Annotated in this window: 13 protein-coding genes; 3 read left to right on the forward strand and 10 right to left on the reverse strand. The window is 59.6% G+C overall.

Going from position 1 to position 13,208, the window contains the following annotated elements; genetic code table 11:
- Nucleotides 1-21 precede the first annotated feature (21 nt).
- Nucleotides 22-1,002, forward strand: a complete 981-nt coding sequence (locus tag BISU_RS02040; RefSeq protein WP_024462873.1) for a hypothetical protein — start codon at nucleotides 22-24, stop codon at nucleotides 1,000-1,002.
- 233 nt (nucleotides 1,003-1,235) lie between these two features.
- Here BISU_RS02040 and BISU_RS02045 read toward each other — a convergent pair whose 3' ends face one another.
- A complete protein-coding gene (locus BISU_RS02045; protein ID WP_024462872.1) occupies nucleotides 1,236-2,750 on the reverse strand; it encodes a sensor histidine kinase in 1,515 nt (504 codons plus the stop codon).
- Between the two features lie 219 nt (nucleotides 2,751-2,969).
- Here BISU_RS02045 and trhA point away from each other — a divergent pair, with 219 nt between their 5' ends.
- Complete coding sequence (gene trhA, locus BISU_RS02050; RefSeq protein WP_024462871.1) at nucleotides 2,970-3,872, forward strand: PAQR family membrane homeostasis protein TrhA; 903 nt, start codon at nucleotides 2,970-2,972, stop codon at nucleotides 3,870-3,872.
- Between the two features lie 136 nt (nucleotides 3,873-4,008).
- Here the strand turns inward: trhA and BISU_RS02055 are convergent, their stop codons facing one another.
- The 9 genes from BISU_RS02055 to BISU_RS02095 all read right to left on the reverse strand — a co-directional run bounded on the left by BISU_RS02055 (nucleotide 4,009) and on the right by BISU_RS02095 (nucleotide 11,920).
- The gene (locus tag BISU_RS02055; RefSeq protein ID WP_024462870.1) at nucleotides 4,009-4,488 is read right to left on the reverse strand and encodes a GreA/GreB family elongation factor; all 480 of its coding nucleotides are present in this window, start codon (nucleotides 4,486-4,488) and stop codon (nucleotides 4,009-4,011) included.
- A 128-nt stretch (nucleotides 4,489-4,616) separates the two neighbouring features.
- The gene (locus BISU_RS02060; protein ID WP_024462869.1) at nucleotides 4,617-5,024 is read right to left on the reverse strand and encodes an FKBP-type peptidyl-prolyl cis-trans isomerase; all 408 of its coding nucleotides are present in this window, start codon (nucleotides 5,022-5,024) and stop codon (nucleotides 4,617-4,619) included.
- A gap of 123 nt (nucleotides 5,025-5,147) precedes the next feature.
- Nucleotides 5,148-6,617, reverse strand: coding sequence for an L-serine ammonia-lyase (locus BISU_RS02065; protein ID WP_024462868.1), 1,470 nt, complete (start codon nucleotides 6,615-6,617; stop codon nucleotides 5,148-5,150).
- Between the two features lie 255 nt (nucleotides 6,618-6,872).
- Nucleotides 6,873-7,439 (reverse strand): hypothetical protein, encoded by a 567-nt coding sequence (locus tag BISU_RS02070; protein ID WP_024462867.1) that lies wholly within the window; start codon nucleotides 7,437-7,439, stop codon nucleotides 6,873-6,875.
- Nucleotides 7,440-7,659: 220 nt separating this feature from the next.
- Nucleotides 7,660-8,535 carry a phosphogluconate dehydrogenase (NAD(+)-dependent, decarboxylating) gene (gene gnd / locus BISU_RS02075; RefSeq protein WP_024462866.1) on the reverse strand — a complete coding sequence of 292 codons (876 nt, stop codon included), beginning with the start codon at nucleotides 8,533-8,535 and terminating at the stop codon, nucleotides 7,660-7,662.
- Between the two features lie 106 nt (nucleotides 8,536-8,641).
- Entirely contained in the window at nucleotides 8,642-9,718 is a 1,077-nt protein-coding gene (gene ulaG / locus BISU_RS02080) for an L-ascorbate 6-phosphate lactonase (RefSeq protein ID WP_024462865.1), read from the reverse strand.
- A 46-nt stretch (nucleotides 9,719-9,764) separates the two neighbouring features.
- Nucleotides 9,765-10,049, reverse strand: coding sequence for a PTS sugar transporter subunit IIB (locus tag BISU_RS02085; RefSeq protein WP_024462864.1), 285 nt, complete (start codon nucleotides 10,047-10,049; stop codon nucleotides 9,765-9,767).
- Nucleotides 10,050-10,106: 57 nt separating this feature from the next.
- Nucleotides 10,107-11,306, reverse strand: coding sequence for a PTS transporter subunit IIC (locus BISU_RS02090; protein WP_202805554.1), 1,200 nt, complete (start codon nucleotides 11,304-11,306; stop codon nucleotides 10,107-10,109).
- Nucleotides 11,307-11,428: 122 nt separating this feature from the next.
- On the reverse strand, nucleotides 11,429-11,920 hold the full coding sequence (locus BISU_RS02095; RefSeq protein ID WP_202805541.1) for a PTS sugar transporter subunit IIA: 492 nt from the start codon (nucleotides 11,918-11,920) through the stop codon (nucleotides 11,429-11,431).
- 158 nt (nucleotides 11,921-12,078) lie between these two features.
- On the opposite strand from BISU_RS02095, the gene BISU_RS02100 reads away from it, so the two are divergent.
- A complete protein-coding gene (locus BISU_RS02100) occupies nucleotides 12,079-12,924 on the forward strand; it encodes a MurR/RpiR family transcriptional regulator (RefSeq protein WP_024462862.1) in 846 nt (281 codons plus the stop codon).
- The last annotated feature ends 284 nt before the right edge of the window (nucleotides 12,925-13,208 follow it).

Here is a 13,208-nt window from a genome sequence, read left to right on the forward strand (position 1 = left end):
GTCGGGGAAGGGCGGGGCACTATGGCATCGGCGCTCATGCACAGAAAGGTGCTGCTGGTGGGCAGTCCCTACCTGTTCCAGGATTTCGTGGCTGCCGGCATTCCCGAAGACTGCTACGAGCTGGCGGAAACCATCGAAGATGCCAAATCCTTCTGGGACGATCGCGGGGCTGCGCGTTGGCTGGCAGTCGTGGCCGTGCTGGACCCGATGACCGTGTATGGGTCCTCGAATGAGCAGATCCTGCGAGCTACGCACAAACTGCTGTCGGGAGTCGCCCTGTTCGACTACATTCGCGACCATCATGGCGTGAAAACCCCGCTTGTATGCTTGGTCAATGCAAGTCACCGCTGGGGGCCCGATGCCTTGTTCGCAATGGCCACCGTGCAATGGTTCGGTGGACAGGTCCTCGATCTGACCGACTCCGCATTGCCTCAGGGAATGCAGCTTATCGACTGGCTCGCACGGGGCGAGTCCGTCAGCACCATGGTCCGCGAACGGGTGCGCGAGCAGGCGCGGCTGGTGTTCAATCAGCTGGTCACCATCGAGAGGCAGGACTCCCGGCGCGGCCCGCACGCCAAAGTGGACAATGCGATCGCCTGGCTGCGGCTGATCTGCACGGACGAATTCAAACCCATGGACATCCACCGGCATTTGCAGGAGCACGCTGAACGCGAATCCTATGACGACCGTGCGTCCGCAAGCAACCACGTGCTCTCAGCGCCTACCATCAAGCTGCGCCTCGCACACACGCTGAACGTCATGATCGACATCGCCGAAGCCTTCCGCGCCGACCCATGGGAGCGCATCGACGGCGACGCTCACCGGTCCCGATTCTGGGAGGATTCCGCCCTGCAATCCGCCCGAGCCTTCATCGCCGAAGGACAGCAGTTCTACTCATTCGAAGACATCGACCCCGTCTGGCGCAAGGAATCCACCAGGCTGCAGCGCGAAGGCCCCGACGGCCGCCAGGCAAGCCACGGCAGCCACAGCGACGGTCAATAAGCTGGCTGCGCCGAGTCCTTTGCGTTGCAACGCCCGCATCACTGCAAAGATAATGCGGGCGCTGTGCCGTTTCAGGCCGGTTGCCGGTTATACGTCACGATTCCCGCATCACCTTGCAGATAGTGCGGGAGTCGTGACGTATAACCGGCTCCACATCATCGCAATCACGCATCCGGGAGCAGCTCAGGTCGCGGCGATGCGGGGTCTGCAACGTTTGCGCTCACGCATAAGGCTCACAGATCCGTGGCGTTGCTGTCCTCCTGAAGGTCCTGGGCCGCACGCAGGCGCATATCCAGAATGACCCTGGTGCCGCCCTCGCGGCGAGGCTCCCAATGCACGGTGCCGCCGAAATCGTTCGTGACGAAGGTGTTGATGATCTGCGTGCCCAAGCCCGACCCCGAAGAGCGGGCCATGCCGTTGTCCTCCTCGGTGTCCAAGCCGGATCCGTCGTCCTCGACGACGACGTTGAGATTGTTGCCGCCCCGGCCCACTGAAATGGTGATGCGCCCATCCTTGCGCCCTTCGAAGCCATGCTCGACGGCGTTGGTGATCAGCTCGGTGAGCACTAGCGACAGCGGCGTGGCGTCCTGGGCCGGCATCATGCCGAAGGAGCCGATGTAGTCGATGTGGATGTGCTGGTCGCGCATGGTGGCGAGATCCACGGTCATCTTGAGCAGATTCGAAATCACCTTGTCGTAGTCTACCATCTCGTCGGCGGTCTGGCTCAGCCCTTCGTGCACCATGGCTATCGTCTGCACGCGGCGCTGGGCCTCCGCCAGCTCCTTCTTGACCTCGTCGGATTTGGTCTTGCGCGCCTGCAGCCGCAGCAGCGCCGAAACGGCCTGCAGATTGTTCTTGACCCTGTGGTGAATCTCCGAAATCGTGGCGTCCTTCGTCTGCAGCTCCTGATCGCGCCGACGCAGCTCGGTCACGTCGCGGCACAGAATCAGCGCGCCGGACCGTCCGTTCGCGCCATACAACGGCAGAGAGCGAATCGAGATCACCGAGCGATTCGCATTCAGTTCGGAATCGACGGCGGCCTTGCCCGCAAGCACCAAAGGGAGGGCTTCGGGCACTGGATCCTTGGTGTGCAGCAGCTGCGTGCCGATCTCGCTGAGATACTGGCCCTGCATCGTGGTCACCGCGCCGAGGCGTCGGAAGCAGCTAATGGCATTGGGCGAGGAGTAGCGCACCACGCCGTCCACGGTCAGCAGGATGAAGCCATCGGAGACGCGGGCGTTGTGCCGCTGGTTCATCACCGGATCATGATAAGGGAACTGCTCGCGCGGAATCATCTCGAAGAGCTGCTTGCCGGCGTTGATGCTTTCGGACTCGTAGCGGCCGTTGGATTCTCGCGTGGACATATTCGTCTCGCGGATGACGACGCCGAGCGTTTTGCCGTTGTGTCGCACCGGCGCGTAGACGTTGCAGACCGTCGAACGGCCCACATCGCGCAGCACGGTGGAGCGCACGACGTCGTTCGAGCGCATCGTGGTGTCCAGCTCGTCGATCATATCGTCCTTGATCTCATTGCCCACCACGTCATCGATGCGCAGGGTCATCACGGTGGAGGGCCGACACTGCTCGGCGACGACGTAGCTTCCGTCGCCTTTTTGCAGAACAAGCAGCAGGTCGGCGAAGCTCAGATCGGCGATGACCTGCCAATCCGCAACAAGATGATGCAGCCATTCGCGGTCGCTGTCATCGAAATCAGGGCGCGTTGCGAGAATGTGAGTGAAATCAGCCATGGTCTCCATCATACGCAGGGCGCAGGCCTGCAGCGGATCGATGTGTTTCAGGTTGCCGAGCAGATCGCGGTGCGCGAAAATGTACCAGGCATGCATATGACATGCGCAAGGCTGGGCAAAACCGCGATGCGGCGTCGTCCAGCTTGACATTGACATCGGTTACGATATCGTAGGTTACGTTTGCGTAACATACGGCATCATACACGGCAACGGAGGATTATGGACAGCACGAATCATCCCGAAACCGAGGCAAGCGCGAAATCCGGAGACGCAGCCGCAGCCGTCATCGCGGCCCGCGAGCAGGCCGTGCGCGCCCGGGCCGAGGCGGCACGCGCCAAAGCGCGCAACAGGGCCGATTCCGTGCGCCGCACAGCCGAGCGGCGGGCGGCAGCCATCATCGCACAGGGCGAGATTCGCGCCGCGCGCATCGAAGGCGTGCCATTCGAAACTACGGAACGCCGGGTGCGTCTCGACGTGCATGGCCGGCCCAAGCCTATCCTGCGCGGCTGGATTCATGCGGTCTCCGCCCCCCTTGCGCTGGCGGCCGGCATCGTGCTGATCTGTCTGGCGCACGGCACGGGGCTGAAGTGGGCCTGCGCCATCTTCATGGCATGTTCGGCATTTCTATTCACGAATTCGGCAGCCTACCATCTGGGCGACTGGTCGCCGCGCGTCACCGACGTGCTGCGCCGCATCGACCATCTCAATATATTCCTGCTGATCGCCGGCACCTATACGCCGGTCTCCTTCGCGCTCGATTCCTTCTGGCGCACCGCGATCATCGTGGGCATGTGGAGCTGCACCTTCGTGGCCATGGTCATCCACGTGATCTGGATCAGCGCGCCTCGCTGGCTCTACGTCATCGTCTACATCGTCTTCGGCATATCCGGTCTGGTCTTCATGCGGCTGTTCTGGCTCTCCCCTGCCGCCGGCCCGGCCGTTGTGATACTGATCGCCGCCGGCGGGGCATGCTACATCGCCGGCGCCATCGTCTACGCCCTGCGCAGGCCCGATCCATGGCCGCGCGTCTTCGGCTTCCACGAGATCTTCCACGTCGGCACCGTCGCCGGATTCGCCTGCCACATGGTCGCCATCTACATGGTCATCGTCAATCTGTGGTGAGCGCCACGCAAGTCTATCCGACTATTCGCCTGGCTCCTGCGCATCCTGCGCCATATGAAGTTCCTGTAAACCCAAAGTTCCCCCTATGCCGGGCAATCTGGCATAGGGGGAAAACGTCGCCGCCGCTTTCGCAGCGTCACGACAGCGGCTGGGAGTCCTTGACCGTCACCGATATCTCGCGGCCGTTCGGCGTCTTGTAGCTGACGGTATCGCCCTTCTTGGCGCCTATGATGGCGGCGCCGATCGGCGATTCCGGACTGATGACGTCGTATTCGGTGGCTACGGCGATGTCGCGCGACCCCAGCACATAGACCACCTCGTTGCCTGCCAGGTCCAACGTCACCACGGAGCCGTTGCCCACGGTTCCCGCTTCGGGAGCCTCGAGTATCTTGGTGTTGCGCAGCTTGACGATGAGCTCATTGATGCGGCCTTCGTTCTTGCCCTGCTCCTCGCGCGCGGCCTGGTATCCGCCGTTCTCCGAAAGATCGCCTTCGGCACGCGCCGTCGCGATGCGCTCGGTGATCTCGTCGCGGAATTCACCCTCGCGGTAGGCGAGCTCCTGCTTGAGCTTGTCGTACGCCTCCTGCGTAAGCAGAATCGTTTTCTCCTCGGCCATAATGCCTCCTCCTGACCTTATCCTTAGGTTATATATATGACTGCGCCGGCCAAGCCCGGTACGCTATGTCTGCATGCGTACCAAACCTCGCCAGCGCTATACGTGTTGCTCTATAAGACTCGTCCGGCTCAGCGGGTCGAAATGATGTCGATGACGAAGACCAGCGTGTCCTCGCCGCCGATGCCCGCCTGCGGCATGCCCTGCGAACCGTAGCCGTACTCCGGGGGAATCGAGACCACGAGACGCGAGCCGATGTTGTGGCCCGGCACCGTCTGGTCCCAGCCCTTGATGACCTGTCCGACGCCGATGCCGAAGCTGGCGGGCTGATGGCGGTCGAAGCTCGAATCGAAGGGCGCGTCGCCGCCCCAGACCACGCCATGGTAGTTGACCGTGACGGTGTCGCCGCGCCGAACCATCGGACCGTTGCCTTCGACGACCTCGGCGACCTTCAAGCCGGCCGGCGGTTCGGGCGCGGGGAACGTTATCTCCGGCGCGGCGCCGAACTCGGCATTGACTTGCGGCATGCTTGCTGTCATATTGGCCTCCTTACGCACAATGTGACCCAGACTAGCACTTGTGGTTGATGGGGGCATTGCAGCGCGTCATTGTGAGCCGCCGCTGCGGTTCAGCTGCGAACCGACCGCGAATCAGCTGGAAACCTAGCATTCCACGACGTTGACCGCGAGACCGCCCTTGGAGGTCTCCTTGTATTTCGACATCATGTCCGCTCCGGTGTCCATCATCGTCTTGATCGCCTGATCGAGGCTGACCAGATGCGAGCCGTCGCCGAACATCGCCATGCGCACCGCGTTGATCGCCGTGTTCGCCGCCATCGCGTTGCGCTCGATGCAGGGAATCTGCACCAAGCCGCCCACCGGGTCGCAGGTAAGGCCCAAATGATGCTCGATGCCGATTTCCGCCGCGTTCTCGACTTGCCGCGGCGTGCCGCCCATCACTTCGCACAGTCCGCCGGCCGCCATCGAGCAGGCCGAGCCGACCTCGCCCTGGCAGCCGACCTCAGCCCCGGAAATCGAGCCGTTGCGCTTGAACAGGTAGCCGATGGCTCCGGCCGTAAGCAGGAATCGCACCACGCCGTCCTCGTCCGCGCCGTCGACGAAACTCCAATAGTATTGCAGCACCGCCGGGATGATTCCGGCCGCGCCATTCGTGGGCGCGGTGACGATGCGCCCTCCCCCGGCATTCTCCTCGCTGACCGCCAGCGCGAACAGATTCACCCACGCGGCATCGGAGGATTCCAGCGCGTCCAGCGCCGCCTCGCCACGGTGGTGATCGCGTCGCAGCGCGTCACTGCCCGGAGAGAGCCGCTGGTACATGCGCGGCGCACGGCGGCGCACCTCAAGGCCACCGGCCAGAATCTCCTTGGTGCTGGAGCACCCCGCCAGAATGCAGCCGTGCATCATATGCCAGATGTGCAGCAGCCGCTCGCGCACCTCGTCGGCCGGGCGCATCGCGGTCTCATTGGCCCAGACGATTTCGCTCACGCGCAGCCCCGTGCGCTCGCACACGGCCATGAGTTCGCCGCAGGACGAGAAATGATAGGGCACTTCGGGGCCGAAATCCACCTGCCCGCCGGTTTCCTGCTCCGCGAAAGTCATGCCCTTCGCAGGCCGCTCGTGGATGCCGATCATCGGATCGTCTTTGCCCCCGAGCCGGATGAACCCGCCGCCGATCGAGTACCACACCTGCTCGTCGAGCACATCGCCGGCGGCGTCGAACACCTGAAAGCGCATGCCGTTGGGATGCGCCGCAAGCCGCTGCCACATCTCGAAGACGACATCGTGCGCGTAGTCGAACGCAATCTGCTGTTCGCCGCCCAGCATCAGCGTGCCGCGCTGCTCGCATTCCTGCCGAATATTCAGCAGATGCTCGATATCGACATCCTCCGGCATGCTGCCTTCCAAACCGGCGACCACCGCTCGATCGGTGCCGTGGCCCATGCCGGTCATCGACAACGAGCCGTACAGCACCGCACGCACCCGAGCCACCTGACCAAGCACGCCGGATTTGCGCAGCGAGGACACGAAGGCGCTGGCCGCGCACATCGGCCCTACCGTGTGCGACGAGCTCGGCCCGACGCCGACGGTGAACATCTCAAGGACACTGAACATATCACGACCATTCTTCTCTTGTGTCTTACGCATTCATTGTGTTTGCGCCTTGGCTGTATCCGTTGCATATGCTGTTTGCGCCTTGCCATGACGCACGCGCCGACGACCGACGACCTCAAAGCTCCGGCAAACGCCGCAAACCCACGGATGGGATTATAGGCAAGCCATGATTACGCCGAGACGCGCTCAGCCGTCAGCGCATAAGCCGCAAACGGTCTTGGGCAACCCTCGTCGCAGACTCCCTGGCAGTGCCTCCTAGTACAGCACGCCATAAACCTTGGCGACGGTGAAAGCGCCGACCGCCGCGAACAGCAAGGTCAGCACGCCGATGGCGATCACCACGCCCCTGCGACGGGCCAATACTTTGGGCGCAATCGAACCGAGGAAAAACGCCGCGAAGCCCAGCGCCGCGCAATTCACGCCTATGCCGACGACCTGACCGTTGGCCAGTTCCGGCAGTCCCAGCGGCGTGAGCATGGAGTTGATGAACGCCGTGAACACCGCGCACCCCCAGATCGTGAAGCCGATCAGACCGGCGACCCCGTAGGCGACCGGCATCAGCGCGGGTCGCAGCTTGCCGCCCAGCGATTCGACGCACCACAGCAGCGCGAAGCCGACGGTATACGTGAACGCCACCGCCAGCAAGCAGGCGACCATAGCCCACGGAAGGAGCGCGAACCGGCCCTGCGTCATGCCGACGTAAATCGGCGCACACAGCAGCTCGCCCACGCACAGCACCGCCGCCGCAGAAACCGCCTGCACCGGCATGATCGGCAGCCCCGATTCCTCGTCGCGCGTGATATTGGTCCATTGTCGAGCCATAACGTTCCTTTGCTGTGCGTGCTTTGCCTGTACCGCCGTACTGATTGCTCACTCCATGCTATATGGGCATATGCCTAAAGCTTCAGAAGGCGCACTGCCCACGCTCGTTCAGTTGCTTCCTGGCATAAGCATGACCCGGCATTCGCAGAATACATAGATTATATGATTCGCGGATGCCGGGCCGTGCCGCAGCTATTTTGCCTGTACTGTTCGCAGTGCCTTAGACCTTGGTGACGTGGCCTCCAAATTGCGCGCGCATAGTGGAAATCGCGCGCAGAATATCGTCGGCTCCCCCGCGAGACATCTGTTGCATATGCAGGGCTGCTGCCGTGACTGGCGTAGGCACGCCGAGTTCCAAAGCGGATTCGACCATCCACTTCGCCTCCCCGGATTCGTTGGCGACCGGAGGCATGCCGCTGAGCGTCGGATCGTCTTCGAAAGCGTTGGCGAGCAGATCAAGCAGCCACGAGGATACGACCGAACCGGACTTCCACGATGTCATCACGGCTGCCGGGTTAGTGATGCAGGGACTTTTCGCCATAGTGGCGAATCCCTCGCCTAGAGCCTGCATCATGCCATATTCGATGGCGTTGTGCACCATCTTCGCATAATGTCCGGCACCAACGCCGCCGGCAAGCACAAGACCGTCAGGACCGCTCGGCTTCAGAGCATCAAGCACGGGCTTCACTCTTTCGAAATCCTCGAGCGAGCCTCCCGCCATCACGGCATAACCGCGCTCGGCACCCCATACTCCGCCCGATACCCCGCAATCCATAAAGCGGATGCCGCGCTGGTCAAGATACCGCGCATGACGGGTATCGTCGGCATATCGTGTGTTTCCGCCATCGACGACGAGGTCTTCGGCATCGAGCAGCTGCGCCAGAGTTTCGATTACCGAATCAGTCGGCTCACCTGCCGGAACCATCACCCACACCACACGCGGCGAAGACAATGCTTTGACGAGAGCTTCCATGCTGTCAACATCGCGATCCGACTGCGGCGAACTGTCGTAGCCGACAACCGCATGGCCTCCTTCGCGCAGCCGCTGGGCCATATGCCCGCCCATGCGGCCAAGTCCTATCATTCCAATATTCATATGTGCTCCTTATGTCACGTCTTTACATGTCACAGTCTCCATGCATGGATATTCCATTGGATATCCATGCATGGCCTTTCGCACCAGCACCCGCGCCTTAATCGCCTTACAGGAAGGATGTATAGGGCAAATCAACGGGGTGCGTATACCTATCGTCAAAGCCGCGATCGTGATAGTATTCCAACTTGTTCCGGTCATCCGGGTAGACGAAACGCCCGCCCGGAAGCCAGCACAGCGGATGGAATCGGTAGCCGAACCGCTCGCGTCGCATCTTCCATAGCGTTTCGACCTCGTGCGGATCTGCAAGCATATTGCTCCATACATCCCAATGCAGCGGTATCACCACGTTGGTGTTCAATGCCTCGCTGGCACGCAGCACGTCAACCGACGTCATCTTATCCTGCACCGATACTGGGTTCTCACCATAGGCGAGAAGCGCCACATCAATGTCGAAACTTGCGCCATGCTCCGCGTAATACGTGCAATAGTGCGAATCGCCCGCATGGTAGATAGTTCCAGCGGTTGTCTCGATGACGTAGTTGACGGCACGTTCATCCATATCGGGTATGTCTGCCGACCCCGAACTTGTCTCAACCTTGACCGGATCGGTGATAAGCACGGTTCGGTCGAAGGATTCAACGACATGAATCGTCACATCCTTGATTCGAACTTCGTCACCCGGATGCACCACGTGGCATCGTTCGGCAGGAACGCCCCACGCCAGCCATTGATCGACCACGCACTGAGGCCCGATAAGCGGGATAGGGCTTTCGACATTGTGAACGATGGCGGCCGCGACATTCATATCAATATGGTCATGATGGAAGTGAGTGACCAGTAAAGCGTCCAGAGTCCGAATCGCGAAGGGATCGATCACCATGGGCGTGGTGCGCAGATTGGGCTGGATTTTCCGGCCGCCAGTCAGCCGCGACCACTGGTGCCGCGCAGACATATCCGGCTTGTTATGCGTGGTTTTGCCAGTGCCGCACCACAAGTCAACGGCGATATTTGTCTGACGGTCGGTCTTAATCCACACGCCCATGTTGCCAAGCCACCACATGGTGAATTTGCCATGCGGCACTTCGGTACCATCTATCTCTTCGTTGAGCCAAGTTCCCCAGTCCGGGAACACCTCATTCATCCACGTTTCCCGAGTGACCTCGCTGATATTGCGTGCCGGCATGCCATTACCTTCTTCCATATACTGCTTTGGGCGTAAAAGCGGTCGTTTACTCTCCAAGCTCCTCAATACGCGCATCGAGATGCTTTTTGATATCGTCCCGGTCAACAAAATTGGTCAGCACGATGGTTTTTTCTTTACAGTCGTCCGGGAACTGATCGGCCAACTCTGTGGTGGTGATGTAAATATCGGCTGGTGCGCCCTGGATACTGCCTAGGTCGACGGTATCGACTGAAATATCATCTCTGCCTTCATCGGCAAGAATGCTTTCGATGTTCATTTTCGCGATGACGCTCGATCCGACGCCGAAACCGCAAACGCATACGATCTTCATGATAATTCTCCTTGAGTGAGTTGTTGTATTGGTTGATATAGCTGGTTACATCCATGATCAGAAGCCCAGGAACAGGCCTCTGACGAGCTTGAGCAGATACATGATCGGCATCCAGACCAAGGCATAGTCGATGTTGGACCAGGTGAGACCCGACCCGTACACTGCGCCAGTCAGCGGATACAGCGCGATTACTGCAAGCGAGGAAAGCGCGCCGGTCACGAAGCCCGCGGCGATGGCGCCGCGCCATCCGCCCGCCTTGTTGCCGAAGACCCCCATGACGTTGCCGTCGAAGTACATGATGATCGGGCTGGGGAACACGATCACCGGCGAGTGGAACACGATGGTGCCTATCGCCACGAGAATGCAGGCGACCGTGGAGCCGAGGAAGCCGAACATGCCGCCCATGGGCGAGTATGGGAAGAAGGTGGGCGCATCAAGCGCTGGAACGGCTCCGGGAAGGAACTTGTCGGATATGCCTTTGAAGGCGGGGACAATGGAGCCGACGAACATGCGCACGCCTTGCAGCAGGATGACGATGCCTGCGGTGAAGACGAATCCCTGAAGCACGAGCCATAATATCCAGTTGGTGTCGCTACTTCCCGTGCCCGACAGGACTTCGATGCCCTGACGGCCGACGGCGAGGCCGATTCCTACGAAGATGATCGGCATGAGGAAGAACATGACCACGGTGTTGTCGCGGAACATCGCGGCCCATTTGGGCAGCTTCATCCTATCGGCGTCCTGCTCCGGCTTGGCGCTGCCGAACCATTTGCCGACGAAATGCGCGACTATGGATCCCACCTGATCCATGAAGCCCAGCGTCGACACGTCATGGGTCCATGAACGGGCGATTCTGCGCGTGATGGCAGGAGAATAGGTGTAGTACAGGGCGTTAAGAACTGTTCCCACCGCTATGATCACCGCCGGGTTCGAAGTTTGCAGGACGACAGGCAGTGTTACCGCCATGAACGCGGAATGATAGAGCGCAAGATGCGCGGTGAGATATACGTTCTTGAAATCCTTGCCCGGTGTGATTCGCACCAGCAGCAGATGCAGGAAGAATGCCAGCAGGAATATGACCGCCGTATTCTTCGCCGCATCCTGGAATTTGAGCACAACGCCGAACACGGCATCATTGGTCGGCAGAACGCCTTCGACGTTGAGGGTATCATTCAACGATTTAACCACCGGCGACAGCGAATTCATCAGGATTCCCGCGCCGGCCGAAAGCACGGTCAGGCCGATGATGGTTTTCACGACGCCGTCAACGACCTGAGGGAACTTTTTTTTGCAGCAGCAAGCCGACCAAGGCGATTAAACCGAGAAATATGGTCTGATTGCTCAGAAACTGATATACGATAAAATCGAATATCTGCATCTCATTCTCCTTTATTTACAGTGCTCACGATGGCCTGGGCATCATCATTGGTGCGGGCCTCGCGCAGCATATCGAAACCATTCTCCTCATTGAGGAACGTGACCACTTTTTGCAATAGCGCAAGATGGGCGTCGTTGCTTGTAGAGGCCACGACGATGACGATATCGACCGGATCGTTCTGCTCGCTGCCAAATTCGACAGGCTCGTCGAGAGTTGCAATAGCCAGACACGGGCGGTGCACCGCCTCGCTCGGGCGCGCATGCCCCAGAGCAAATCCGGGAGCCAGCACGATATACGGGCCGAGATCCTGAACCGCTTGGATCATCTCGCTTACGTACTGCGATTCGATGCTTGCATCGTCGAGCAGTGGGTTGGCCGCGCGCCTGAGTGCATCTTGCCAATCATCAGCATGAATCCGCAGCTGCACATGACGAATCTGCAGCATAGGGTCGTCGTTCATCAAACCATCCTCCTTGAAGTAAATAATCATCATTAATTATTTAAATTTGATGATTATATTTTACATCATTGCTTGAGATGAAGCAAATCGAGCGACAGTGCCGCGAATACGCACTCAGACCGCAAATCACACGCGAAAAAAAGGTTATTCCCTTAGGATGGAATACGACGACAGCATGAGGGAGCGAACGCATGGATCTGAGCATCATCGAGCGAATCAAGGCCCGCTACCAGCGGCTGGGCGCAAGCAGTCGCAAAGTCGCCGACTACATCATCAACAACAGCACCAACGCCGCATCGAAGACCATCACCGACATTTCCCAGGAATGCGGCGTTTCCACCGCCACCCTTTCGCGCTTCGCTCGGACGCTGGGCTATTCTACTTTCTCCCAGCTGCGCTGGGCTCTCGCCAGCGAGATCAACACGCAAACCGAATCGGTGGAAGATATCGACATCGCGGACTCACCCAAAACGGTAGCGCGGAAAACGCTCGCAGCTAATATCGAAACCTTGACAGGAACCTTCGCTCTTATCAACGAACAGGATCTGGTTCAGGCACGCGACTACATTGTGCACGCACGCAAACTCGGATTCTACGGGTTGGGCGGCTCGAATATCGTCGCTTTAGACGCTTACCATAAATTCATGCGAATGCCCATCGCCGTGATTCATGACATCGAGTATCACATGGCTCTTATGCAAACCGCGCTGATGGACAAACAAGACTGCGCCATCGTCATATCGCAAACGGGAAACGATACCGATACGCTGGTGCTTGCTGAATCGTTGCGCAACAACGGTGTTCCAATTATCGTCATCACCAGCTTCGCCGATTCACCTCTGACCGAATACGGCGACGTGGTCTTTTATTCGATTTCGAAAGACTCAAAAACTCATTTGGAAGCTTTGGAATCCTTTACCTCGCAGCTGGCAATCAACGATTGCCTCTATGCACTGACCGCACAGTACTTCGGCAAACGCGGCGAAGCGAATCGCGACAGGATTCGGGCTGTGATATCCACGAAACATCCCTCGTAACTGTGGCATCTCAGGCATCGCTCACGAGCCGATCCTCACGATTCAGAGCCTATGCCCACATGAAAATGCGCATTCCCTTGCGCCGCTGTCCCCATTTATGGGGACATTCAGGGGAAATTCAGGGTGTTCCCGGATATCATGACAGCGGGCGATGTGCTGGAATGAATCATGAACGGATATTCGGCATACGCCTGCATGGTCAATGGGGGCGTTCTGGCGTCTTGCGTTTTCCTGGCGCGCAGCTACTTAGGGCGCTAGGCGACGGCAAGGTGCTTGGGGGGAAG

This window comes from Bifidobacterium subtile (assembly GCF_000741775.1).
Classification (GTDB): Bacteria; Actinomycetota; Actinomycetes; order Actinomycetales; family Bifidobacteriaceae; genus Bifidobacterium; species Bifidobacterium subtile.